The 24,985-nt window shown below is 56.4% G+C and carries 17 protein-coding genes; 7 read left to right on the plus strand and 10 right to left on the minus strand.

Annotated features, from left to right (window positions below):
• Positions 1-64: 64 nt before the first annotated feature.
• Positions 65-268, minus strand: a complete 204-nt coding sequence (locus tag BM029_RS14455; protein ID WP_009665919.1) for a transcription antiterminator/RNA stability regulator CspE — start codon at positions 266-268, stop codon at positions 65-67.
• Between the two features lie 338 nt (positions 269-606).
• Here BM029_RS14455 and clpS point away from each other — a divergent pair, with 338 nt between their 5' ends.
• Together clpS and clpA are read left to right on the plus strand one after the other, a co-directional pair.
• The gene (gene clpS, locus BM029_RS14460) at positions 607-915 is read left to right on the plus strand and encodes an ATP-dependent Clp protease adapter ClpS (protein WP_014007243.1); all 309 of its coding nucleotides are present in this window, start codon (positions 607-609) and stop codon (positions 913-915) included.
• Positions 912-3,212, plus strand: a complete 2,301-nt coding sequence (clpA, locus tag BM029_RS14465; RefSeq protein WP_092437125.1) for an ATP-dependent Clp protease ATP-binding subunit ClpA — start codon at positions 912-914, stop codon at positions 3,210-3,212. Before clpS ends, clpA begins: the two co-directional genes overlap by 4 nt.
• 97 nt (positions 3,213-3,309) lie before the next feature.
• Here clpA and BM029_RS14470 read toward each other — a convergent pair whose 3' ends face one another.
• From BM029_RS14470 to BM029_RS14505, 8 genes are all read right to left on the minus strand, one after another.
• A complete protein-coding gene (locus BM029_RS14470; protein ID WP_170851084.1) occupies positions 3,310-4,410 on the minus strand; it encodes a M48 family metallopeptidase in 1,101 nt (366 codons plus the stop codon).
• Between the two features lie 11 nt (positions 4,411-4,421).
• Positions 4,422-4,871: a dUTP diphosphatase gene (gene dut, locus BM029_RS14475; protein WP_092416411.1), complete on the minus strand. Its 450-nt coding sequence runs from the start codon at positions 4,869-4,871 to the stop codon at positions 4,422-4,424.
• Positions 4,872-5,120: 249 nt separating this feature from the next.
• On the minus strand, positions 5,121-6,326 hold the full coding sequence (gene coaBC / locus BM029_RS14480) for a bifunctional phosphopantothenoylcysteine decarboxylase/phosphopantothenate--cysteine ligase CoaBC (RefSeq protein ID WP_092437128.1): 1,206 nt from the start codon (positions 6,324-6,326) through the stop codon (positions 5,121-5,123).
• Between the two features lie 67 nt (positions 6,327-6,393).
• Complete coding sequence (gene lspA / locus BM029_RS14485; protein WP_092437129.1) at positions 6,394-6,903, minus strand: signal peptidase II; 510 nt, start codon at positions 6,901-6,903, stop codon at positions 6,394-6,396.
• A 109-nt stretch (positions 6,904-7,012) separates the two neighbouring features.
• The gene (ileS, locus tag BM029_RS14490; RefSeq protein WP_092437131.1) at positions 7,013-9,910 is read right to left on the minus strand and encodes an isoleucine--tRNA ligase; all 2,898 of its coding nucleotides are present in this window, start codon (positions 9,908-9,910) and stop codon (positions 7,013-7,015) included.
• Between the two features lie 86 nt (positions 9,911-9,996).
• The gene (locus BM029_RS14495) at positions 9,997-10,974 is read right to left on the minus strand and encodes a bifunctional riboflavin kinase/FAD synthetase (protein WP_092437133.1); all 978 of its coding nucleotides are present in this window, start codon (positions 10,972-10,974) and stop codon (positions 9,997-9,999) included.
• A gap of 236 nt (positions 10,975-11,210) precedes the next feature.
• Positions 11,211-11,651, minus strand: coding sequence for a YidB family protein (locus BM029_RS14500; protein ID WP_092437135.1), 441 nt, complete (start codon positions 11,649-11,651; stop codon positions 11,211-11,213).
• Positions 11,652-11,926: 275 nt separating this feature from the next.
• Positions 11,927-12,652, minus strand: a complete 726-nt coding sequence (locus BM029_RS14505) for a 16S rRNA (uracil(1498)-N(3))-methyltransferase (protein ID WP_092437136.1) — start codon at positions 12,650-12,652, stop codon at positions 11,927-11,929.
• A 193-nt stretch (positions 12,653-12,845) separates the two neighbouring features.
• Here BM029_RS14505 and tkt point away from each other — a divergent pair, with 193 nt between their 5' ends.
• From tkt to gap, 3 genes are read left to right on the plus strand one after another with little or no spacing between them, the layout of a single operon-like run.
• The gene (gene tkt / locus BM029_RS14510; RefSeq protein ID WP_092437138.1) at positions 12,846-14,840 is read left to right on the plus strand and encodes a transketolase; all 1,995 of its coding nucleotides are present in this window, start codon (positions 12,846-12,848) and stop codon (positions 14,838-14,840) included.
• Positions 14,837-15,412 carry a GNAT family N-acetyltransferase gene (locus BM029_RS14515; protein ID WP_092437140.1) on the plus strand — a complete coding sequence of 192 codons (576 nt, stop codon included), beginning with the start codon at positions 14,837-14,839 and terminating at the stop codon, positions 15,410-15,412. Before tkt ends, BM029_RS14515 begins: the two co-directional genes overlap by 4 nt.
• Positions 15,413-15,469: 57 nt before the next feature.
• On the plus strand, positions 15,470-16,483 hold the full coding sequence (gene gap / locus BM029_RS14520) for a type I glyceraldehyde-3-phosphate dehydrogenase (RefSeq protein ID WP_092437142.1): 1,014 nt from the start codon (positions 15,470-15,472) through the stop codon (positions 16,481-16,483).
• 181 nt (positions 16,484-16,664) lie between these two features.
• Here the strand turns inward: gap and glnE are convergent, their stop codons facing one another.
• Complete coding sequence (gene glnE, locus BM029_RS14525) at positions 16,665-19,427, minus strand: bifunctional [glutamate--ammonia ligase]-adenylyl-L-tyrosine phosphorylase/[glutamate--ammonia-ligase] adenylyltransferase (protein WP_092437144.1); 2,763 nt, start codon at positions 19,425-19,427, stop codon at positions 16,665-16,667.
• Positions 19,428-19,811: 384 nt separating this feature from the next.
• On the opposite strand from glnE, the gene BM029_RS14530 reads away from it, so the two are divergent.
• Complete coding sequence (locus BM029_RS14530; RefSeq protein ID WP_244545053.1) at positions 19,812-24,017, plus strand: YhdP family protein; 4,206 nt, start codon at positions 19,812-19,814, stop codon at positions 24,015-24,017.
• 77 nt (positions 24,018-24,094) lie between these two features.
• Positions 24,095-24,928 carry a carbon-nitrogen hydrolase family protein gene (locus BM029_RS14535; RefSeq protein WP_092437147.1) on the plus strand — a complete coding sequence of 278 codons (834 nt, stop codon included), beginning with the start codon at positions 24,095-24,097 and terminating at the stop codon, positions 24,926-24,928.
• Positions 24,929-24,985 lie beyond the last annotated feature (57 nt).

Raw genomic sequence — 24,985 nt, forward strand, 5'->3', positions numbered from 1 at the left:
TACAAATAAAAAAACCTCACCGCAGTGAGGTTTTTTACAAAGACCACTTAACTCAATAACTGAATTAAGGAGCCTGGATGTTAGAAGCTTGCTTGCCTTTAGGGCCTTGCGTGACTTCGAACTGGACTTTTTGACCTTCTTTGAGGGTCTTGAAGCCGTTCATCTGGATTGCGGAAAAGTGTGCAAACAAATCTTCACCGCCGTCATCCGGAGTGATAAAGCCGAAGCCCTTAGAATCGTTGAACCACTTGACTGTACCTGTTGCCATAAAATAGCGTCTTTCAAATAATAACAATCACACGAGCCGTAAAAGCAAGAAGCCTCGCGTAACGCTGCCCCTCCTAGAACTTGCTCACTTCTATTAACAAGCCGAAACATGCTTATTAATGAATGTCATTGTTCGCGTTAAAAATAAAAAAGTCAAGTAATTTCCATTATGCAATTAAATTTGTGCATACGCATCGTTTTCTGCTCTTGATTTAATCTCTTCTATCGTCATCTGCATAGCAATCGGAAAACGCGTAATATCAACATCAGTATCGATATAAACACTAATTATTCAGAGTTGCGCGTTGCGCATTTGGCGGAAGGTTTTAGAATAGGCGCATGGTAACCAAGCACGAAGACGGGACAGTAGCGACGCGGCAAGAGCAAAAGCTCAAGCCGCCTCCCATGTATCAGGTATTTTTGCTTAATGATGACTACACGCCAATGGAGTTCGTGGTTGCCATTTTGCAGGAATACTTCAACAAGGATCGCGAAGCCGCAACGCAGATAATGTTGAAGGTGCATCGCGATGGCAAAGGTATGTGTGGTGTGTATCCTAAAGATATTGCATCCACCAAGGTTGAACTGGTATTAACGCACGCACGCAAAGCAGGGCACCCCCTGCAATGCATGATGGAGGAAGCATGATTGCGCAGGAACTGGAAGTAAGTTTGCACATGGCGTTTGTCGAAGCACGACAAGCAAGGCACGAGTTCATCACGGTTGAACACCTGCTGCTGGCATTGCTCGACAACCCGTCCGCGGCAGAAGTGCTGCGTGCGTGTGCGGTCAATATTGACGATATGCGCAAGACATTGGCTATCTTCATTGGCGACAACACGCCGACGGTGCCGGGTTCGAATGAAGTGGATACCCAACCTACCCTGGGTTTCCAGCGCGTTATCCAACGCGCCATCATGCATGTGCAATCGGCCTCCAACGGCAAGAAGGAAGTGACCGGCGCTAACGTGCTGGTCGCCATCTTCGGCGAGAAGGATTCGCATGCTGTGTATTACCTGCATCAGCAAGGCGTGACGCGTCTCGACGTGGTCAACTTCATTTCGCACGGTGTGCGCAAAGATCAGCAAGCCGATACGCAGAAATCTTCGGAAGGCGCGGAAGAAGTGCAAGCCGAAGGCCAGGCTAAAGAGAGCCCGCTCGATCAGTTTACGCAAAACCTGAACAAGCTGGCGACCGAAGGAAAAATCGATCCGCTGATCGGCCGTGAGTACGAGGTCGAACGCGTGATCCAGACCTTGTGCCGTCGTCGCAAGAATAATCCTTTGCTGGTCGGCGAAGCCGGTGTCGGCAAGACTGCGATTGCAGAGGGACTGGCATGGCGCATCACTCAGGGTGAAGTCCCTGAAATTTTGCAAAATGCGATTGTCTACTCGCTCGACATGGGTTCGCTGCTGGCCGGTACCAAATACCGCGGCGATTTCGAGCAGCGCCTGAAAGCGGTGCTCAAGCAATTGAAAGACAGTCCGCACGGTATCTTGTTTATCGACGAGATCCATACGATCATCGGCGCCGGTTCGGCTTCCGGCGGCACGCTCGATGCGTCCAATCTGCTGAAACCGGCTTTGTCCAGCGGCCAGCTGAAATGCATCGGTGCGACCACTTATACGGAATTCCGCGGCGTCTTTGAAAAGGACCACGCGTTGTCGCGTCGCTTCCAGAAGATCGACGTCAACGAACCGACGGTAGAACAAACCGTGCAGATCCTGCGCGGCTTGAAATCGCGCTTTGAAGAACATCACGGCGTCAAGTACTCGGCCTCCGCACTGACCAGTGCGGCCGAACTTGCGGCGCGTTTCATCAACGACCGTCATCTGCCCGACAAGGCAATCGACGTGATCGATGAAGCCGGTGCGGCGCAACGCATCCTGCCTAAGTCGAAGCAGAAAAAAACCATAGGCAAGGGCGAGATCGAAGACATCATCGCCAAGATTGCGCGGATTCCGCCGCAGTCGGTCAACCAGGACGATCGCAGTAAACTGCAAACCATCGACCGCGATTTGCGCAATGTGGTGTTCGGCCAGGATCCGGCGATCGATGCCTTGGCGTCGGCGATCAAGATGGCGCGTGCCGGTTTGGGCAAGACCGACCGGCCGATTGGTTCTTTCCTGTTCTCCGGTCCGACCGGCGTCGGCAAGACCGAGGTGGCCAAGCAGCTGGCATTTATCATGGGCATCGACCTGATCCGTTTCGACATGTCCGAATACATGGAGCGTCACGCGGTGAGCCGCCTGATTGGCGCGCCTCCGGGTTATGTCGGTTTCGACCAGGGCGGTTTGCTGACCGAGGCCGTGACCAAGAAACCGCATGCGGTATTGCTGCTGGATGAAATTGAAAAAGCCCATCCGGACATTTTCAATATCCTGTTGCAGGTGATGGATCACGGTGCATTGACCGACAATAATGGACGCAAGGCGGATTTCCGCAATGTGATCATTATCATGACCACCAATGCCGGTGCAGAGAGTCTGCAAAAACGTTCGATCGGCTTCACCGAGAAGAAAGAAGCCGGCGACGAGATGGCGGATATCAAGCGTATGTTTACGCCGGAATTCCGCAACCGCATCGATTCCATCATCAGCTTCCGTGCACTGGATGAAGAAGTCATCTTGCGCGTGGTCGACAAGTTCCTGATGCAGCTGGAAGAGCAGTTGCATGAGAAAAAAGTGGAAGCGGTCTTCACCGAGAATTTACGGAAATTCCTGGCCAAGAAGGGTTTCGATCCGTTGATGGGTGCGCGTCCGATGTCACGTCTGATCCAGGACATGATACGCAAGGCGCTGGCAGACGAACTGTTGTTCGGCAAGCTGGTGACTGGCGGCCGGGTGACCGTCGATCTGGACGACAAGGATCAGATCAGCCTGGATTTCGCAGAAAAGGATTCGTCCTCGCCTGCGGCGCCGGAGGAAACGGTGGAAGTGGAATAATTTCGGATTAATCCGAATCCGCTCGTTAAAAAAGCCTGAATTCACGCAAGTGATTCAGGCTTTTTTGTAGCGTGGGCAAAATGCCCACCCTACATTCCTACGGCAGTATCGCAGTGTCGGTGGCCCGCTTGGCCTGGATATCCGTCACGGCTTGCTGGATCGCCGATAACCGATAGTCGGTGCCCGGATGAATCGCTGTGTAGCCATTCAGCGCGCTGGCCGGATAGGTAGTCGCCAGCCGTTGCCAGAAAGCTGCAGCATTGTCGACCTTGTAGCCGGCACGCGCAACCATGTACAACGCCAGCTTGTCGGCTGCCGCATCCATCTGTTGCGGGTAAGGCTTGACGCCAGCCATACCGTTCAATGCTGCTGTATCAGGCCGCAAGCGGATCAGGTTGTCGATCACACCGGTCATGGTGGCAGTGCTGCGTTGGCGCGCCGGATGGGTCAGCGTGTTGTGCGCCATTTCCTTGGCAATCACCAGGGCCAGTTCATCGTCGTTCTTGGTGAATTTCATCATGCCGCTGCTGATCAGCACGCGTCGGCCATCGGCATAACTGATCACGTTCTCGGTATTGCCGAGTTCGATGCCAAAGGCGCAGGCGCGGGTCAGCGGGATGTTCATGGTCTGGTTGTTGCCGTTGCGCGCGACCGTCAGCTTGATGCTGTTGCGGCCATTCACCAGCGGGCCCAGCAGCAGGGCGGTCTGGCGTTCAGCATCGGCGCCGACCGGCACCGGCTTGTCCTGGATCGTTACCAGCTTGTCGCCACGTTGCAGGCCGACCTTGGCGGCGCCGCTGCCGGCCAGCACGCCGGTCACTTGCAGTTGATCGCTCAGGCCCAGGGCAGCTGCCGCATCAACGAATTCTGGCGTATAGGAGTATTTTGTCTTGGCGGTGAAACCAAGCAGGTTACGTGCATTGTTTCTGCACAATACCGCGTTATTCACCAGCAAAGGAGCGGCGACGTCGTACAAACGGTCTTGCAAGCCGATTAACGCTTTCAGCTCTGTTTGCTGTGGCGACAGTGCCGGCGCTACAGATTTGGGAGAGACTGTCGACGCAGTCCGTGGCGGCGCGGTGCCTGTACCAGGCTCCTGCGTGGCACAGGCTGCCAGAAACAGCACCGGCAACGTCAGTGCCGCATAACGTTTGGCGCCTTGCCATCCGGCGCCGCGCGTCAAATTCGTCAATCTCATTAATTTCTCCATCAATGTTTTCCGGTGCTGCCGAAGCCGCCTGCGCCGCGTTCGCTGCTCTCGAAATCTGATACAACATTAAAACGGACACGTGCAACAGGCACAATAATCAATTGCGCCAGCCGTTCCATCGGGTTGAGGGTAAATTCGGTCGTTCCGCGGTTCCAGGTAGAAACCATTAACTGACCCTGGTAATCAGAGTCGATCAGGCCCACCAGGTTCCCCAGCACGATGCCATGTTTATGGCCTAGGCCGCTGCGCGGCAGGATCATGGCGGCATAAGCAGGGTCGCCGATGTGAATCGCCAGGCCGGTCGGAATCAGGTGGGTTTCACCGGGTTTGATCGTCAGCGCGGCGTCCAGGCAGGCGCGCAGGTCCAGGCCCGCACTGCCTTCGGTGGCGTAAGCCGGCAATTGATCTTGCATGCGTGGGTCGAGAATTTTGACGTCGATGATATTCATGGAATTTTGTAACAATCTATTAAATGAAAAATGAAAAATGAAAAACGAAAAATGAAGAAAAGGGTGAAGCAATAATTGCAGGTACAACAAGCATGGCAGGATTAATCCTGCCAGGTATTCATGAAACTACCTCTGATTTTTGATGCAAACCGCTGGCGGTGAAACAGGCAGCAATATAGAAATTCGAGATTCAGTGGACTGTAACAGTCGATACGTGACAGGCACTCTTGAATTGGCTGTTACAGTTCACTACGTAAGACGACTGGCAATTGCGGCAATCAGCTGGCGCGCCAGCTGTTGTTTGCCGGCGCGTGGCAAGCTGGTGTGGCCGTCGGCATCAAACAATACTAATTGATTATCGTCCTTGCCAAACGTGTCATGGCCGATATTACCGACCAGCAGCGGCACATTTTTCCTGATGCGTTTGACTTCGCCGTATTGCAGCAAGTTCTCTGACTCGGCAGCAAAACCGACACAGTAAGGCGGTTTCGGCAATGCCGCAACTGTTGCCAGAATGTCTGGGTTTTGTTCGAACACCAATTCGGGCGCGCTGCCGTCGGCGTTCTTTTTCAGTTTTTGCGCACTGGCGTTGGCTACGCGCCAGTCTGCGACTGCCGCTACTGCGACGAAGACGTCAGTGCGGCTGTCGGCGCCGGCCAGCTGCGCCATCACGATATCGTGCATTTGCTGCGCGGTCTGGACGCTGATGCGGCGCACGCCGTAAGGTGTCGTGAGTGCTGTCGGGCCTGACACCAAGGTGACTTCCGCGCCGGCTTCATAAGCCGCGCGGGCTACCGCATAACCCATTTTTCCGGATGAAAGATTGGTGATGCCGCGTACCGGATCGATCGGTTCGAAAGTCGGGCCGGCAGTCAGCAGCAAGCGCTTACCTTTGAGCAGCTTGGGCTGGAACGAGGCGATCACTTCTTCCAGCAATTGATTTGCTTCCAGCATGCGGCCCATGCCGACTTCGCCGCAAGCCTGCTCGCCGGCATCGGGGCCGAGCAGCTGGATACCGTCTGCCAGCAGTTGTGTCAGGTTGCGTTGGGTTGCCGGGTTTTGCCACATCTCGACATTCATCGCGGGCGCGACCAGCAAGGGCACGGTAGCGGGACGCGCCACGCATAGCGTCGACAGCAAGTCGTCGCAGGCGCCGTGCGCCAGCTTGAAGATGAAATCGGCGGAGCAGGGTGCAATCACGATGGCATCTGCATCACGCGTCAGGTCGATATGCGGCATGTTGTTGCCGATGCGCGCATCCCATTGATCGGTGAATACAGGCTTGCCGGACAAGCCTTGCATGGTGACCGGCGTGATGAAGTGCATCGCGGCCGCAGTCATGACGACCTGCACTGAAGCGCCGGCCTTGATCATGGCGCGCGTGAATTCCGCCGCCTTGTAGCAGGCGATGCCGCCGGTCAGTCCCAGCACGATTTTTTTACCAGCGAGATCCATATTTACTCCTGGATGGTAGAACGCTTATCGGTTACTCAATAAATAATTGGATCAATTATTGATTCAATTATTTATTTACGCGACGCAATTCATCAATAACAAACAATACCGCACCGACGCAGATCGCGCTATCGGCGATGTTGAAAGCCGGCCAGTGCCAGTTGCGCACGTAGATGTCGAGAAAGTCGATCACATGGCCGTAGGCGATGCGGTCGATCACATTGCCGACGGCGCCGCCCAGGATCAATGCCAGCGCGGTGCAAAACATACGTTGTCCGGCATGGCGTTTCAGCAGGAAAGTGATGAACAGCGCAGCTGCGATACCGAGCGCGGTGAAAAAGTAGCGCTGCCATCCGGATTCGGTGGAAAGGAAACTGAACGCAGCGCCCTTGTTGTACACCAGCACCAGATTGAAGAATGAAGTTACCGCTAGCGATTCGCCGTAGCTGAACAGCCGCACAATCGTGATCTTGGTGAGTTGATCGATCACCAACACCAGCGCAGCGATGGCAAGCCATGGCGCCAGACCGAATTTGGAGGAAGATGAAGAAATGGACGTGCGTTTTTTTGTGGCCATATGAATTGCGTAGGTTCTCAGCTGTGTGGCAAAAAATGCGCAGCTTGCAAGACCGTACCAGGACGATTGCAAACTGCGCTTGATTTAATTCAGCGACTTAATTTAAGAGTTAAGCAAAATGCCGATCTTCACCGTTGCCGAACAAATTGGCAACACAGCGTCCGCACAAACCAGGATGCTCCGGGTGGCTGCCGACATCGGCCCGGTAATGCCAGCAACGTTCGCATTTCTGCTGCGCTGACGGCGTTACCAGAATCGTTTCTTCGGCCTCTGTCGCCACTTCCGACACAGTTGCGCTGGAAGTGATCAGGACAAACTTCAGGTCGTCGCCCAGGCTGTTGAGCAGCGCATATTTCGCCGGAGCCGCCTTGATTTCAACTTCCGCCTGCAGTGAAGAACCGATGCCGCCTGCGACCCGGACTTCTTCCAGTTGCTTGGTGACGTCGGCGCGCACAGCACGCACGGCGCTGAATTTTTCGATCAGGGCCGCGGCATCGCTGATTTCCGGCAGCGTGTAGTAGGTTTGGGTGAAAATGGTTTCATCGCTGGCGGCAAAAGCTTCCGGGCTGGCGAAGAAGGACCAGGCTTCCTCCGCAGTGAACGACAGCGTCGGCGCCATCACGCGCAATAACGCCTGGGTGATGTGCCAGATCGCAGTTTGCGCGGAACGGCGAGCCGCCGAACTGACACCGCTGGTGTACAGGCGATCTTTCAGGATATCGAGATAGAAACCGCCGAGGTCTTCCGAGCAGTACATCTGCAATTTCGAGATCACCGGATGGAATTCGTAAGTCTCGTAATGTTGCAGGATATCGGCTTGTAGCTGCGTCATGCTGGCGATCGCATAACGGTCGATTTCCAGCAGGTCGGCGATCGGCACCGCATCCTTCAAAGGATCAAAGTCGGAAGTATTCGCCAGCAGGAAGCGCAGGGTGTTGCGGATGCGGCGATACGATTCGGTGACGCGTTTCAGGATCTCGTCCGAGATCGTGATTTCACCTGAGTAGTCGCTGGCAGCCACCCACAAGCGCAGGATTTCCGCGCCCAGAGAGTCCGCCACTTTTTGCGGCTCGACGCCGTTTTTGAGCGACTTCGACATCTTGCGGCCCTCGCCGTCGACCACGAAACCGTGCGTCAGCAAAGCGTTGTATGGCGCACGGCCATTCAACATGGCCGAAGTCAGCAAGGAAGAGTGGAACCAGCCTCGATGCTGGTCCGAACCTTCCAGATACAGGTCGGCCGGGAATTGCAGCTGGCTCGCATGCGAGCCGCGCAATACGGTCTGATGAGTGGAGCCGGAGTCGAACCAGACATCCAGGGTGTCCTTGTTCTTGATGTAATTGACGGCGTCGTCGCCCAGCAATTCCTTCGGATCCAGCGCCTGCCAGGCTTCGATCCCGCTTTGCTCGACGCGCTGCGCGATCTGTTCCAGCAGTTCCGGCGTACGTGGATGCAGCTGGCCGGTTTCCTTGTGTACGAAGAACGCCATCGGCACGCCCCATTGGCGTTGGCGCGACAGTGTCCAGTCGGGACGGTTGGCGATCATGCCATGCAGGCGCGCCTTGCCCCAGCCAGGGAAGAACGCGGTATCTTCGATCGCTTGCATGGCGGTTGCGCGCAGGCTCGGGTGGCCATCCTTCGGCAGGTTGTCCATGCTGGCGAACCATTGCGAAGTGGCGCGATAGATGATCGGAGTTTTATGGCGCCAGCAATGCATGTAGCTGTGATCGAACATCACCAGCTTGAACAGCGCGCCGACTTCTTCCAGCTTGCCGCAGATCGGCTTGGAAGCTTCCCAGATAGTCATGCCAGCAAAGAACGGCAGCCAGGATGCGAACTTGCCGTCGCCCATGACCGGGCTGATGATGTCGTCGTCCTTCATGCCATGCGCTTTGCATGAGATAAAGTCTTCGATACCGTAGGCTGGCGCCGAGTGGACAATGCCGGTGCCGCTGTCGGTGGTGACGTAGTCGCCCAGGTAGACCGGCGACAGGCGATCGTAGCCGGCATCGGCTGTGGCCAGCGGGTGTTTGAAATTGATCGACGCCAGCGCTTCGCCCTTACAGGTAGCGATCGCTTTGCCTTCGAGGCCGAAACGTTGCAGGCAATCTTCGACCAGGTCTTGCGCCAGGATCAGTAGCAAGGGTGCGCCGTTGCGGGTGGTCTGCACCAGCGCGTAGTCGATTTCAGGGTGGACGTTGAGGGCCTGGTTGGAAGGGATGGTCCACGGGGTGGTGGTCCAGATCACCACATAACCTTGATCGGTCGGCAGCGCTGGCAAACCAAATGCGGCGGCGATCTTTTCCGGTTCGGCAAACGGGAAGCCGACATCGATCGACGGGTCGCGCTTGTCCTGGTATTCGACTTCGGCCTCGGCCAGAGCAGAGCCGCAATCGAAACACCAGTTGACCGGCTTCAGGCCACGATAGACATAACCCTTTTCCAGGATGGTGCCAAGCGCGCGCAGTTCGTCGGCCTCGTTACCGAAGGCCATGGTCAGGTACGGATTGTCCCATTCGCCCAATACACCGAGGCGGATGAAGTCTTTTCTTTGCAGGTCGATCTGTTCGTTGGCGTAGGCACGCGCCTTGGCTTGCACTTCCGCTACCGGCAAATTCTTGCCGTATTTTTTCTCGATCTGGATTTCAATCGGCATGCCGTGGCAATCCCAGCCCGGCACGTAAGGTGCATCGAAACCGGCCATGTTGCGGGCCTTGACGATCATGTCCTTGAGGATCTTGTTGACGGCGTGACCCAGGTGGATTTCGCCGTTGGCATATGGCGGACCGTCATGCAGGATGAATTTCGGGCGGCCCTTGGAGGCTTTGCGGATCCGTTCGTAGACTTTCTTTTCTTGCCATTGCTTGACCCATTGCGGCTCGCGCTTGGCCAGGTCGCCGCGCATCGGGAATGGCGTCTCGGTCATGTTGACCGGGTATTTGCTTTGCGGCTTGCCTTGTGGCTTCGCTGCTTTATTATTTTCTGGTTTGCTGGTCTGATCGGACATAATTTTCTTCAATGGAATTCAGTGGGGCTACGCGCAGGCAGAGCGCGTTGAGCTGGGGCATAGTCAAGACAACCGTGAGAACAGCGTCAAATTCGATCTGTGGCCGAAACTGCAGCCGTATCATGCTGGCGGAAATATGCGCGTGCATTGGTGACATCGCGCGCAATCGCGGCAGTCAGGGTAGGCAAGTCGACATATTTTTCTTCGTCGCGCAGTTTTTGCAAAAATTCGACCTGTATCAGTTTGCCGTAGCAATCGCCGGCGAAATCGAGAATATAACTCTCCAGCAGCACCCGCCCGCTATCGTCCACGGTAGGGCGGACGCCGATGCTGGCCACCGCCGGCAACGGCTGTTCGGCCAGGCCATGTACTTTAACGGTAAAAATACCCGACAAGGCCGGTAGTTTATGGCTGACACGCAGGTTCAAAGTGGGGAAGCCGATGGTGCGGCCGAGTTTCTTGCCATGCACCACGTGCCCGGAGATCGAATAGGGATGGCCGAGCAGGGCTCGCGCATGGCTGAAATCGCCGGCTGCCAGCGCCGCGCGCACCGCCGATGAGGATACCCGCGCGCCTTCGTTCATTACGGTCGGCAAGGTTTCGACATGGAAGCCATATTTTTTGCCGGCTTCGATCAAGGTGGCGATATTGCCGGCGCGGCGGGAGCCGAAGCAGAAATCTTCGCCCACCATCAGCCATTTCACGTGCAAGCCTTCAACCAGTACTTTTTCAATAAAATCCTGGGGCGACATGGCCGCAAAGCTGGCGTTGAAATGTTCGACAATCACACGATCTATTCCCGCCGCCGACAGCGACTGCAGCTTGTCGCGCAGGTTGGCGACGCGGGTCGGCATATTGCCCGGCTGGCCCGACCGTTGCGCAAAAAATTCGCGCGGGTGCGGCTCGAACGTCATCACCGCAGCATCCAGCCCCAGTTCGGTGGCGGCTTTGCGGACGTGCGCGAGCAATACCTGATGGCCGCGATGTACGCCATCAAAGTTGCCGATAGTGAGCGCGCAAGGCGCGCGCGATTCGGCGTTGGGAAGTCCGCGAAATACCTTCATTGAAGTGACCGGAATATTTATTGCAAAAACCTTGGATTATAAATGCTTTCGACGTTTTCCCCTTGTGAAGAAGTCGAACTGCGTCGGATTGCACGATTTTTAATTGATAAAACGGCTATTTTATTGAATTTTGGATACTAATTGTGATGCAGCGAAGATTGTAATCGCCAAAAAAAATCGCCCCTGAGGGCGATTTTTGTCGAACGGTTTGCGTTGGTCAATCAGCGTTAGCCAGTTCAGGCCTGCTTGTTGCCACCCAGCAGACCGCCCAGCAAGCCGCCCAGGTCCAGGCCGCCAGGAGCTGCGGTCGCTTCGCCATGTGGTGTCAGCTTGTCCACCAGGCCTGGCAAGATTTCCGACAGGTGGCCGGCCGCGTCGGTAGGTGAAATACCTGCCGCTTGTGCCAATTCTTGCAATTTGTCGCCGCCCAGCGCCTGTTGCACCTGATCCGGCGAAATCGCCTGGTTCTGACCATTGCTGATCCACGATTGGGCAACCTGGCCCAGGCCGGCGCCTTCAAATGCGCTAAGCAAGCCGCCCAGGCCGCCCGCTGCGCCACCGGCACCGCCTTGTTTTGTCAGCATGCCGATCGCAGCCTGGATCAACAGGGCTTTCGGATCGTTCGCTTGCTGTTGGCCGCCACCGATTGCGCCAAGTACCGAATCCAGTAGTCCCATAATATTCTCCTGAGTAAAAAACGTCAGCCATCAAGGCGGGTTGTTACTTTGCAAATAAAGACAAAGCATTAAGAAGATTAATATTACAACGCAGCAAGAAATTTGAGTAGTTATACAACTGAAAACGATTGTGTCTTGAGACCGTTTTTTGCGACCGTTTCTTGCAACCACTAGTCATTCTAGTCAGCATTTTTGTTTTTGCTTAGAACAAATTGTAGAAACGATAGGCGCAGGTTACGCTGGTTATATTTCACCTGCGTTACATTTTCCAGTTGTCACATTTCGCCCCAGATTGCATTGATCGCTGCCAGCGCCGCCAGGCCGGCGGTTTCGGTACGCAGGATCCGTGGTCCCATCGACAACATCAGCGCGCCCTGGCTACAGGCCAGGTTTTCTTCGGCTTCAGTGAAACCGCCTTCCGGGCCGATCAGCAACGCCAGCGCTTGCGGCGGCTGATGGCGCGCCCAGTCCGACAGTGATTGCTCACCGCGCGGCGACAGCAGGATGCGTTTGTGCAGATCCTGCTGCTGGACCCAGTCGGTAAAGGGGCTGAGCGTAGACAAGGTGGGCATGCGGTTGCGCCCGCTTTGTTCAGCGGCGGCGACGATCACAGCCTGCCAATGGCTTTGTTTTTTCTCGGCGCGCTCGCTATTGAGGCGCACCACGCAGCGTTGCGCCGCCAGCGGCTGGATCGCGGCGACGCCAAGCTCGACAGCCTTTTCGATTATCCAGTCCAGTTTCGACGATTCCGGCAAAGCCTGGGCCAGCGTGATGGCGTAAGGCAGCTCAACCTCGCGCGGCGAAAAGGTCTTGATCTCGGCGCAGACGCGTTTTTTTTCGATACTGCTGATGGTGGCGGTGTATTCGCCGCCGGTGCCGTTGAACAAGGTAACAGGCGCTGCCAACCCCAGGCGCAGCACCAGCAAGTGATGGGCGACTGCTTCCGGCAAGACCAGCACCTGGCCGATTTCGAGCGGGGTAGAAACGTAGAAACGAGGCATGGGGTTGATAATTTCTTATTTGATCTGGCATTAATATTATATGGCGCGGCAGCATTTTACTGCCCCGCATGTGAGGGAAACGCGGATTTGAACCGGAATCGGCCGCATTTTGGTAAAATATCGGCCTTTGTGGGCTGTTCCGACGCTTCGCGCCCACCAACCAATTTTCAATCGTTGCCTACCTGCTCACACCATGACTTCCACTCTCCCGACTACCAAGATGGCCAATGCAATCCGTGCGCTGGCAATGGACGCTGTACAAAAAGCCAACTCCGGCCATCCCGGCATGCCAATGGGCATGGCGGAAATTGCAGTCGCTTTGTGGGCCAAGCACTACCGTCACAATCCAGCCAATCCGCATTGGGCTAACCGTGACCGGTTCGTGTTGTCAAACGGTCATGGTTCGATGTTGCAATACGCCTTGCTGCACCTGACCGGCTACGATTTGTCGATGGACGAGATCCGCAATTTCCGTCAAATGCATTCGAAGACCCCGGGCCATCCTGAAGTCGATGTCACGCCAGGGATTGAAACCACCACTGGTCCACTCGGCCAGGGTTTGACCAATGCGGTCGGCATGGCGCTGGCTGAAAAACTGCTGGCGGCGGAATTCAACCGCGCCAATTTCCCGGTTGTGGATCATCACACTTACACTTTCGTCGGCGACGGCTGCCTGATGGAAGGCATTTCGCACGAAGCATGCTCGCTGGCCGGCACACTGCGCTTGTCGAAACTGGTCGTGCTCTACGATGATAACGGTATCTCGATCGACGGCCATGTCGAAGGCTGGTTCAAGGACGATACCCCGAAGCGTTTCGAAGCTTATGGCTGGAACGTGATTCGCGCCGTCGACGGCCACAGTGTGGAAGCCGTCAACGCCGCTATCCATCAAGCCAAATTGTCTGACAAGCCAACCCTGATCTGCTGCAAGACAGTCATCGGCAAAGGTTCGCCAAACCTGGCCGGCACCGACAAGGTGCACGGCGCGGCTTTGGGCGACAAGGAAATCGCCGCAGTACGCGAAGCCCTTGGCTGGAATTACCCGCCGTTTGAAATCCCTGCCGACGTTTATGAAGCGTGGGATGCCAAACCGCAAGGCAAGCAATTCGAAGGCGACTGGAATGCGTTGTTCGCCGCTTACGCTGCTGAGTATCCGCAGCTGGCCAGCGAATTCACGCGTCGCATGAAAGGCGAGCTGCCAGGCAATTTCGAAAAGACCGTGAGCGACTATATCGCCAGCTGCGTCGAAAAGAAAGAAACCATCGCCACCCGTAAAGCCAGCCAGAACGCGATCCAGGCACTGGCGCAGGTGCTGCCGGAATTCCTCGGCGGTTCGGCCGACCTGACCGGTTCTAACCTGACCAACTGGAAAGAGTCCGTGGCAGTACGTGCCGACCAGCCAGGCAACCACATCAATTACGGCGTGCGCGAATTCGGCATGAGCGCGATGATGAACGGTATCGCCCTGCATGGCGGCTACATCCCGTTTGGCGCCACTTTCCTGACCTTCTCCGATTACAGCCGCAATGCCTTGCGCATGGCAGCGCTGATGAAAATTCGTTCGATCTTCGTATTCACCCATGACTCCATCGGTCTGGGCGAAGATGGCCCGACTCACCAGTCGGTGGAACATGTATCGAGCTTGCGTTTGATTCCGCAACTGGATAACTGGCGTCCATGCGACACGGTCGAATCGGCAGTGGCATGGCAACAGGCAGTGCAGCGCAAGAACGGCCCGAGCACACTGATTTTCTCGCGTCAGAACTTGCAATACCAAGAGCGCGATGCGGCGCAAATCGCCGCCATCCAGCGCGGTGCTTACATCCTGAAAGATGCACCTGACGCCAAGGCAATCCTGATCGCTACCGGTTCCGAAGTGGAACTGGCCATGCAGGCTGCTGCAGCACTGGCGCAAGAAGGTATTGCAGTACGCGTGGTGTCGATGCCTTGCGCCGATGTGTTCGACCGCCAGGAAGCGTCCTACAAAGCCAGCGTACTGCAACGCGGTTTGCCACGCGTGGCGATCGAAGCCGGCGTGACGGCGTTCTGGCACAAGTATGTCGGCCTGGAAGGCGCTGTAGTCGGTATCGATACATTCGGCGAATCGGCTCCGGCTCCTGTGCTGTTCAAGCATTTCGGCTTCACTGTTGAAAACGTCGTAGCCAAGACCAAACTGGTACTGGCATGAATCTGAGAGCTGCCAGAGCTATCGGCAAGATGGACATCACCAACATCGTCGGTGATGTCGTCATCCGTCGCGCCACCATCGCTGATGCGGGAGTGATTGCGGCGGTGCGTATCGATAGCTGGCGCACCACTTACCGAGGCATCATTCCGGACGACTACCTGGATGGCATGAAGATCGAAGAAAGCACGGCAATCTGGAGCCGCATCCTGTCGGCGACCTCGAATGCCGCCAATGTCTTCGTGGCCGAGGTTGATGGCGAGGTGCTGGGTTTTGCGGCTGGCATGACGCTGGCGCAAGCCAAGCTCGGTTTCGATTCCGAACTGACGGCGATCTATCTGGAGCCGTCGGTGCAGCGCGCGGGCATCGGCCGCAAGCTGGTGGCGCACGTAGCTGCGGCCCTGGCCAGCGCCGGCGCCAATAATATGCTGGTATGGGTGTTGGCGAACAATCGCCCGGCACGGCAGTTTTACGAGATGCTGGGCGCCGAACTGCTGGCCGAGCAACCTTTCAGCTGGGACGGACTCGAATTGCAGGAAGCCGGCTACGGCTGGCGCACTATCAGAGTCAATTGAAACGTTAGTGATGAAGTTGCAACATATTTATTATTGTTAATACCTTAGGAGAAAACCATGACTATCCGCGTCGCCATCAATGGCTATGGCCGTATCGGCCGCAACATCCTTCGCGCCCATTATGAAGGCGGCAAAAAGCATGACATCGAGATCGTTGCCATCAATGACCTCGGCGATCCAAAAACCAATGCTCACCTGACCCAGTACGATACTGCCCACGGCAAGTTCCCAGGTACTGTGACAGTCGACGGCGACTTCATCGTCGTCAATGGCGATCGCATCAAGGTATTGGCGCAACGTAATCCGGCTGAACTGCCGTGGGGCGAGCTGGGTGTTGACGTCGTGCTGGAATGCACCGGTTTCTTCACCACCAAGGAAAAAGCCAGCGCCCACATCAAAGGCGGCGCCAAGAAAGTCATCATCTCCGCACCAGGCGGCAAGGATGTCGACGCGACTGTCGTTTTCGGCGTAAACCACGGCGTACTGAAAGCCAGCGACACCGTGATTTCCAACGCATCTTGCACCACCAACTGCCTGGCGCCGCTGGTCAAGCCGCTGAACGACAAGATCGGCGTGTTGAACGGCCTGATGACCACTATCCACTCCTACACCAACGACCAGGTGCTGACCGACGTTTATCATGAAGATCTGCGCCGCGCCCGTTCCGCCACGATGAGCATGATCCCGGCCAAGACCGGTGCTGCTGCTGCGGTTGGCCTGGTGTTGCCTGAACTGAACGGCAAGCTGGACGGTTTCGCGATTCGCGTTCCTACCATCAACGTCTCGCTGGTCGACCTGTCGTTCGTTGCTGCGCGAGACACCACAGTCGACGAAGTCAACGCGATCATGAAAGACGCTTCGGACAACGGCGTGTTGAAGGGCATCTTGACGTATAACGTAGAGCCGCTGGTTTCGGTCGATTTCAACCACAATCCGGCGTCGTCGAACTTTGACGCTACCCTGACCAAGGTTTCCGGTCGTCTGGTTAAAGTATCGAGCTGGTACGACAATGAGTGGGGTTTCTCGAACCGCATGCTGGATACCACGATTGCACTGATGAGCGCGAAATAAGAGTTCACCCTTAGAGCTTTCCTTGCTTGCATGACAAAACGCCCCGTTGATCGGGGCGTTTTTACGTAGGGTGGGCACATCGTGCCCACGCGTGGCTGTGATAAACGGAGTGCGGCTTCACGCGATATAGAAATAGATATATAGGTGGAGTGAGTTCACGCGTGGGCACGATGTGCCCACCCTACGCGACTGTAAAAATTTCAGCCCACAATTGTTTTACCACCGATATTTCGGCTGCAATACGGGTTGCCACCACACGTGCCCTTTCTTCCCCCTGCAAACGGCCCTGATGTTGCAATTTACGGAAAGTCCGGTAAGCGTCGGCCACCGCATGCGCCAATCCCGTATCAATCAATCCCAGCTCGCCGCACAGTTTCAACAAGGCGATATTGCCGATGTCCGCGGTCAGTTGCGGATAATCCGCGGCATGGCGCAAGATCAGGAATTGCACCAGGAATTCGATGTCGATCATGCCGCCGGCGTCGTGCTTGAGATCGAAACGATCGCTGCGGTTCGGATGGGCATCGCGCATTTTCTGGCGCATATCCTGTACTTCACTTTGCAGCAGTTTGGCGTCGCGCGTCTGGCGTAATACTTCCACACGCAAGGTTTCGAAGCGCTCGCCTATCGCTGCGTCGCCGGCGCAGAAGCGGGCTCGGGTCAGGGCCTGGTGCTCCCACGGCCAAGCCGACTCGCGCTGGTATTTTTCAAATTTGCCAAACGAAGACACCAGCAATCCGCTAGCGCCGTCGGGGCGCAACGCGATATCGATATCGAACAGGATGCCGGCCGGCGTATGGCTGGTCATCCAGGTAATGAAGCGCTGCGCCAGCTTCGCGTAGAGGGCCGGGCCGTCCTGGTCTTCATCGTCATAGAGGAATACTACGTCCAGGTCGGAGACATAGCCAAGTTCCTTGCCGCCCAGTTTGCCGTAGGCGATGACAGTGAACAGCGGCTTCTCGCGATGGCGGCCTGGCATCATGTTCCAGATGGCTTGCACGGTGGCAGCCACCAGGATGTCGGCCAGGATCGATAGATGATCTGCCAGCGCTTCGACGCTGAGCATGCCCTCCAGATCCTGCGCCAGCAGGCGGAACTGTTGGGCATGGTGCATTTCGCGCAGGATATCCATCTGCCGCTCGGTGTCGCCGGGAGCGGTTTCGAGCTGGCGCCGGCATTCCTGGGCAAATACCGGCCAGTCGGGCGCTGCATTCAGGCTACGCGGATCTAGCAGTTCATCCAGCAGGATAGGGTGCTGGGTCAGGTATTTGGCGGCCCAGTCGCTGGCGCTGATCATGCGGATCACGCGGTGCAGGGTGGCGGGATATTCAGTCAGCAACGCCAGATAGGCGGCGCGGCGCGCGATCGCCTCCAGGAAATCCAGCAGGCGGCTAAGAGTAGGCAGATGGCGTTCAGGTTCGGGGATCGCTGCCACCACCGGCAATGCCGCATTGACCAGGGCCAGCAGGCGCGTGCGGCTGGCGACCGGCAGGTTCTGCACGCGCGTCGATTGCCAGGTCGTGACCAGTCGCTGCGCTGCCGCCGATGCGTCGGAGAATCCACAATGGGTCAATACCAGGGCAATCGTTTCGCGGCTATCGGTTTCGCTCAGGGTATGCAGCACATTTTCGCTGTCGTCCCAGTCTTTCTGGCTGGCGCGTCCCTGCTGCTTGTCCTTGAGCTTGTCCTTGAATATGTCGCCGAACTGGGTGTCGACCAGGGTCCGGTGCTGTTCGAGCACCGGCATCAACGACGCCACATCGGCAAAACCCATGGCCTGGGCAATGATCTGGCAATCCGCCTCGTTGGTGGGGAAGGTGTGGGTTTGCGCATCGTCCAGGTATTGCAGCCGGTGTTCCAGGTTGCGCAGGAAATCATAGGCGGCTAGCAATTTATCGACGACTTCGGCATCCAGCAGGTTTTTGGCGGCCAGAGTACGCAGCGTGGCGCGAGTGGAGCGGTCGCGCAAGTCGCCATCGCGGCCACCGCGGATGAGCTGGAACACCTGCGCCAGGAATTCGATTTCGCGAATCCCGCCGCGCCCCAGCTTGACGTTGTTGCTGCGTTCCGGATGCAATGCTTCCAGGCGCTGTACTTCTGTACGGATTTGCGCGTGCATGGAGCGCATGGCGTCGATCGAGCCGTAATCCAGGTAGCGCCGGAACACGAACGGGCGGCTGATGTTCTCCAGGGTGGCGATATCTTCCGGCCGGCCTGTCAGCGCGCGGGCTTTGCACCAGGCATAGCGCTCCCATTCCCGGCCCTGGGTCACCAGATAAGCCTCAACCATGTTGAAGCTGGCGACCAGCGGTCCCGAGGCGCCATTCGGCCGCAGCGCCATGTCGACCCGGAACGTGAAGCCGTCTTCGGTGATTTCGGACAGCGCGCCAATCAGTTTTTTGCCGAGGCGGGTAAAGAACTCGTGATTCGACAGTGAGCGCTGTTCAGCGCTGGTGGTCTGGGTGTCGCCATCTTCCGCATAGGTGAAAATCAGGTCGATATCGGAAGAAACATTGAGTTCGCAGCCGCCCAGCTTGCCCATGCCTAAGACAATCAGCTCCTGCGGTTGGCCCGATTCTTCGCCGACCGGGGCGCCATGCAGCGCCACCATGTCGACAGTCAACGCCGCCAGGTGGGTTTGCACCGCAAATTCGGCAAATGTGGTGACCGCGCTCACCACCTCATCCAGATCGGCGACGCCGCGTAAATCGCGTTCGATCAGGGTACATACCAGCAGGTTGCGCAGGCGGCGCATGGCGCGCGGTAACGGCATGCCGGAATCTGTTTCTCTTTGTAACAGTTGATCAAGCAGCATCGGGCTGACGGTTAATCTTGTTACCGGCTTGGCCAATTCAGCGATCTGTTCGGCGCGTCCGGTTTCGGCATTGACCCAGCGGGAAAAAAAACGAGAGGCGGCGGTGCTGCTTAATAAGGATGGAGTCACAGGAATAGAGTCGCAGATTTAAAGGGTAGATGGCGCAAAATTCAAAAAAACGGGCAGCGATCACTAGCTGGATTTACGGTCTGTTTGCGGTTTGTTTTACGGCTTGTTTTACAGCTTATCCACGGCCAGATTTCAGCCTTTTTTCGACCTTTCTGTTTTTTTAGCTATATGCACGCTGATCCATGCGAACATATAGGCTGGCAGCTTGTCGAACATCAATAACTTGCCAATCTGGAATCGATCAGATGCAGTCGATTTATTTTACTTCCTATCCCCGGTCAGTTGGGGGACAGTGTGTAGGGTGACTCGCCGCAAGTTTCCTGGCGGCTCTGTTAACTGTGCCTTACCCTGTCTCACAATGATTAATTTTACCCATTCTGATTGATGTTGGAAGAACAAGCAAAAATTCCGCCTCCGGCTAGCAAACTTGCCATCTGCTGGCGCGCCGGAATTGCCACCTACAAACACATTAACCTGGTGACCCATCATCTGCTGGGAGCCTTGTTGACGTTGTTGATCGTGGCGTATTTCCTGTTTTGCGGACTGTTCCTGGGTTTGCGTTATGTAGTGTTGCCGAATGTCGGTTACTACAAGGCAGAGGTCGAGCATATCGTTAGTAAAACGGTGGGCAATCCGATTACGATAGGCGCGATCCAGGCATCCTGGCATGGATTGCAGCCGCGCCTGGTGCTGGACAACGTCGTGGTTCACGATAAAGAGGGCCAGTCTGCGCTGACCTTGCCGCAGGTAGCTGCCACCATTTCCTGGCGTTCCGCGCTGGTGGGCGGGGTCCGGCTGACATCACTGGAAATCAATAAACCCGATCTGCAAGTCGAGCGCGATGCCCAGGGCAACCTGTTCGTCGCCGGCATTCTGGTCAACTCCAAACAGGAAAACGATGGCGCCGGCGCCGAATGGCTGCTGGCCCAACGCAAGATCGTGATTCGCGACGGCCAGGTGCGCTGGCGCGACGATCTGCGCAAGGCGCCGGATCTGATCCTGACCAATATCGATCTGGTGCTGCAAAATCGCTGGCGCCGCCATCAGTTCTCGGCGCGTGCAACGCCACCTGCTTCTTTTGCGGCACCGCTGGATCTGCGGGCCAATTTTGTCCATCCTGCATTTGCCGAAAAGACCGCCGACTTCAAACGCTGGACCGGCACCCTCTACGCCAATCTGCACGATGCCGATGTGACCGTGTGGAAACCATATTTCGATTATCCCTTCGAGGTCAGTCAAGGCAAGGGCGCGGTACAAGCGTGGCTTGACCTGGATCACGCCAAGGTGACCAACTTTACCGCCGATCTTGACCTGAATGATCTGACCATGCGGTTGCGGCCCGACTTGCAGCCATTGGCTTTGGCAAATGTCAGCGGGCGGATTTCCGGGCATGAAGAATCAGGGCAGGCGCCGCAAGATGGCACGCCGACTTTCGGCGCCAACGGCCATGCGGTAACGCTCACTGATTTTTCATTGAAAACCGCGGATGGCCTGAGTTTGCCGCGTACCTCCATCAGCGAATCTTATGTGCCGGCGCAAGGCAAGCAGGCAGAGAAATACAGCTTGCAGGCCAAGTTGCTGGATTTACAAACCATAGCAAGTTTTGTCCAGCGTTTGCCCCTGAGTGCCGCGCAGATCAAGATGATCGACGATTTCGCGCCGCGCGGCCAGCTGCGGGATTTTTCCGCGCAATGGCAGGGCGCTTACCCGGCGATTGCAACATACAGCGCAAAAGGCAGCTTCGAGGGTTTGACCATCAATGCCCAGGCGCCGCATGCAGCGCAGCCGAAGACGGCCAGCCAGCCGGCGCAAGCCGCGGTGCCAGGGATTCCCGGCGTCGACAATCTAACCGGCAGCATCAACGCCAGCCAGGACGGCGGCAGCCTGACCCTGAAATCGGAAAAGACGCAGCTGGATCTGCCAGGTTTTTTTGGGGCGTCGCTACAGGCCTTCGACAAACTCGATATGCAGGCGCGTTGGAGTTTTCAGCAAAATAATGTGCTGTTGCAAATCGATAGCATGAGTTTTGTGCAGGACGGTTTGATTGGATCGCTGTCTGGTAGTCACCTGTTGCCTCTGCAAGACCGGCATGGTGCGGCGCTGGGAGTGATTGACATGACCGGCCGCATCAGCGAATTCGACGTCAAGAAGATCGGCAACTATCTGCCGCTGCATACTCCTGAACATTTACGCAGCTGGCTGGTCGGCGCGCTTAAAGACGGCAAGGCAAAAGATGTCACGATCCGACTCAAGGGCGATCTCGCCGATTTCCCGTTCCGCACCGATCCAGCCAACCCCAAAGCCAACCCCAAAGCGCAGGGGGAATTCAGCATTGCCGGAAAAATAGAAAACGGCACGTTGGAATACGATCCCGGTCATTTCGGCCAGGATGGCAAGCAGCCCTTGTGGCCTTTGCTGGAAAAGATAGACGGTACCATCGCGCTGGACCGCACGCGTTTGCAGATCAAGGCCGCCAGTGCACAAACTTCAGGTGTGACGGTGAGCGATGTGACGGCGACGATACCTGATCTGTCATCGCACGACGAGATGTTGCTGATCGATGGCAGTGCAGCGGGTGCTTTGCAGAATTTTGTGCAGTTCACCAGGAATAGTCCGGTGCAGCACTGGATCGGCGGGTTTACCGACGAATCGCAAGCCAAAGGCAACGCCAAGCTGGAATTGAACCTGCAATTACCGCTGGCCCATCTTATCGATAGCAAGGTCACCGGTGCATTGCAGTTCCAGAACAATGACGTGATCCTGCAAAAAGCCATCCCGCCTATCGCCAATGCCACCGGCCAGCTTGAGTTCAATGAAAAAGGCTTCAACCTGAACGGCATCAAAGGCAATATGCTGGGCGGGGCGGCACAGGTCAGCGGCGGCACCCAGGCAGATCACCAGACCCTGGTCAAAGTGGAAGGTAGCGCCGCTATAGACGGCGTGCGGGCCATGTATCCAGCCGCGTCGATGCAAAAACTGCTGTCGCATGCCAGCGGCAGCAGCCGTTACACCGCCAACATCGCGATCCGCGATCATCATACCGAGCTGGTGGTCGAGTCCAGCCTGCAAGGCATGGGCCTGGATTTTCCGGAACCATTGCGCAAGAGCGCCAGTGAGGCCATGCCGCTCAAATTCGAATGGCTGGGCGTGGCTTCCGACGATGCGGCAATGTTGCGTGATGAGCTCAAGCTGACGTTGGGGACGGCCATCGTCGCCCGCTATCAGCGGCAAAAACCTCTCAACAATACTAACAGTCCCAATAAGGCTGCTGACTGGAAAATACTGCGCGGCGGCATCGGCATCAATGCCCCTGCGCCTGAACCGGATAGCGGCGTGGCGGTCAATATGAATGCCAAGTCCTTGAATATCGATGCCTGGAACAGTCTGACCGGCGCCTTGAACGACCAGGCCACTGCCAAAGCCGGGGAGGAAGCAGCGTTGTCTGGCCTGGCGCAGTACGCGGAGCCGAATCTGGTCTCGGTCAGGGCCAACCAGCTGATCTTGCTCGGCAAGACGCTGGACAACGTGGTGCTTGGCGCTTCGTATCAAAAGAATGCGTGGCAAGTCAACGTCGATTCCAAGCAGGCTTCGGGCTATGTCACCTGGAATGCATCGCCGTCCGGACGCGGCCTCGGTAAAGTCACGGCGCGCCTGTCCTCGCTGATCATTCCGCAGGGTGGCGAGTCGGACGTTGGCGAGGTACTCGAAGGCAAAGGAAGCTCGACCCAAATCCCGGGGCTGGACATTATTGCCGAGGATTTCCAGTTGCTTGGCAAGAAACTTGGACGCCTCGAACTGACCGCCAACAATGTACGCGCGAATGTCGGTAACGAGTGGCGCATCCATAAATTATCGATCAAGAATCCAGATGCAGAATTGAAGGCAGACGGCAAATGGACCACTGTCAACGGTGACAACACTACCAGCCTGACCTATGCCATGGATATCACCGACGCCGGCAAGCTGTTGGACCGCTTCGGTTTTGCGCATGTGTTGCGTGCAGCCAAAGGACGCATGGATGGCGAGGTCAGCTGGAAGGGTTTGCCGTTCACCATGGATATTCCTTCGCTGTCCGGCCAGGTGAATCTGGATATGGCGTCAGGCCAGTTCCTGAAGGTCGATCCAGGCGTCGCCAAGTTGCTCGGGGTGTTGAGTTTGCAATCCTTGCCGCGTCGCCTGACACTGGATTTCCGCGATATTTTTTCTGAAGGTTTCGCCTTCGACAGCGTAGTCGGCACAGCCTCCATCGCGCAGGGCAAGGCGCGTACCGATAATTTCAAGATGCGCGGTGTGAGCGCCACGGTATTGATAGACGGCGTCGCAGATATTGCGCATGAAACCCAGGATTTGCATGTTGCGGTGCTGCCCGAAATTAATGCCGGTACAGCCTCGGTGGCGCTGCTGGCGATCAATCCGGTAATCGGCATTGGCACTTTCCTGGCGCAACTGTTCTTGCGCGATCCGCTGATGCGCGCCTTCACCTTTGAATATAATATCAGTGGCGGCTGGACCGATCCGGTGGTCACCAAGCTGGATCACAAGACCGAAGCGCCGGCAGCGAATACGCCGGACCTGTCTTCCGGCCGCTAATTCAATCTGTATCAGTCAATTTGTATTAGTCAATTTATCTCAGTCAATTTCTCTCACCAGCGCAGGAGTTCAGCACTATGAGTCAGGCACCATTGCAGCAAGACAGCTCAGCCAGTTTCAAAGTTGCCGCTATCCAGATGGTATCGACGCCGGTGCTGGAAGAAAACTTCAATACAGCGCGGCGCCTGGTGGCCGATGCTGCCGGGCAGGGCGCGCAACTGGTGTTATTGCCCGAATATTGGCCGATCATGGGCATGCATGAAGCCGACAAGCTGACCTGCGCCGAAGCCCTTGATCAAGGGCCGATCCAGACTCTCATGGCGCAACTGGCAAGAGAGCATGCCATCTGGCTGATCGGCGGTACCTTGCCGATGATTGCCGATGAGGTTGGCAAAGTGCTCAACACCACGCTAGTCTACGGTCCCGACGGCCAGCGTGTCAGCCGCTATGACAAGATCCATCTGTTCAGTTTCAGTCAAGGAGAAGAATCCTATGACGAAGCGCGCACCATTGTTTACGGCAAGGAAGTGGGCAGTTTCGAGGCGCCGTTTGGCAAGGTGGGCTTGTCGGTCTGTTACGACCTGCGTTTTCCCGAGTTGTACCGGGCACTTGGCGATTGCAGCTTGATCGTGGTGCCGGCCGCTTTTACCTACACCACTGGCAAAGCCCATTGGGAAACCCTGTTGCGCGCCCGCGCCATCGAAAACCAGTGTTATGTGCTGGCGGCGGCACAAGGCGGCAAACATCCGAACGGCCGCCGTACCTGGGGCCACAGCATGCTGATCGACCCTTGGGGTGAAATTAAATCGGTGCTGACGGAAGGCGAGGGCCTTGTCAGCGGCACTATCGACCCCCATTTCCTTAAGGGAGTGCGGGCCAGTTTGCCGGCATTGCTGCATCGCAAGTTATAGGGTTAATAGCAATACAATATTACTATAAAGTATTGCTATTTTTACCGCTTCGGCCAG

The sequence above is a fragment of the Collimonas sp. OK607 genome (genome assembly GCF_900111995.1).
Lineage (GTDB): Bacteria > Pseudomonadota > Gammaproteobacteria > Burkholderiales > Burkholderiaceae_D > Collimonas.

Excerpts from the sequence above, each read along its gene's own strand:
- BM029_RS14470 (WP_170851084.1), bottom strand. The coding sequence starts at position 4,410 with ATGAGATTGACGAATTTGACGCGCGGCGCCGGATGGCAAGGCGCCAAA.
- BM029_RS14455 (WP_009665919.1), bottom strand. The coding sequence starts at position 268 with ATGGCAACAGGTACAGTCAAGTGGTTCAACGATTCTAAGGGCTTCGGC.
- dut (WP_092416411.1), bottom strand. The coding sequence starts at position 4,871 with ATGAATATCATCGACGTCAAAATTCTCGACCCACGCATGCAAGATCAA.
- ileS (WP_092437131.1), bottom strand. The coding sequence starts at position 9,910 with ATGTCCGATCAGACCAGCAAACCAGAAAATAATAAAGCAGCGAAGCCA.
- BM029_RS14535 (WP_092437147.1), top strand. The coding sequence starts at position 24,095 with ATGAGTCAGGCACCATTGCAGCAAGACAGCTCAGCCAGTTTCAAAGTT.
- gap (WP_092437142.1), top strand. The coding sequence starts at position 15,470 with ATGACTATCCGCGTCGCCATCAATGGCTATGGCCGTATCGGCCGCAAC.
- lspA (WP_092437129.1), bottom strand. The coding sequence starts at position 6,903 with ATGGCCACAAAAAAACGCACGTCCATTTCTTCATCTTCCTCCAAATTC.
- BM029_RS14500 (WP_092437135.1), bottom strand. The coding sequence starts at position 11,651 with ATGGGACTACTGGATTCGGTACTTGGCGCAATCGGTGGCGGCCAACAG.
- clpS (WP_014007243.1), top strand. The coding sequence starts at position 607 with ATGGTAACCAAGCACGAAGACGGGACAGTAGCGACGCGGCAAGAGCAA.
- BM029_RS14530 (WP_244545053.1), top strand. The coding sequence starts at position 19,812 with ATGTTGGAAGAACAAGCAAAAATTCCGCCTCCGGCTAGCAAACTTGCC.
- coaBC (WP_092437128.1), bottom strand. The coding sequence starts at position 6,326 with ATGGATCTCGCTGGTAAAAAAATCGTGCTGGGACTGACCGGCGGCATC.
- BM029_RS14495 (WP_092437133.1), bottom strand. The coding sequence starts at position 10,974 with ATGAAGGTATTTCGCGGACTTCCCAACGCCGAATCGCGCGCGCCTTGC.
- clpA (WP_092437125.1), top strand. The coding sequence starts at position 912 with ATGATTGCGCAGGAACTGGAAGTAAGTTTGCACATGGCGTTTGTCGAA.
- tkt (WP_092437138.1), top strand. The coding sequence starts at position 12,846 with ATGACTTCCACTCTCCCGACTACCAAGATGGCCAATGCAATCCGTGCG.
- BM029_RS14505 (WP_092437136.1), bottom strand. The coding sequence starts at position 12,652 with ATGCCTCGTTTCTACGTTTCTACCCCGCTCGAAATCGGCCAGGTGCTG.
- BM029_RS14515 (WP_092437140.1), top strand. The coding sequence starts at position 14,837 with ATGAATCTGAGAGCTGCCAGAGCTATCGGCAAGATGGACATCACCAAC.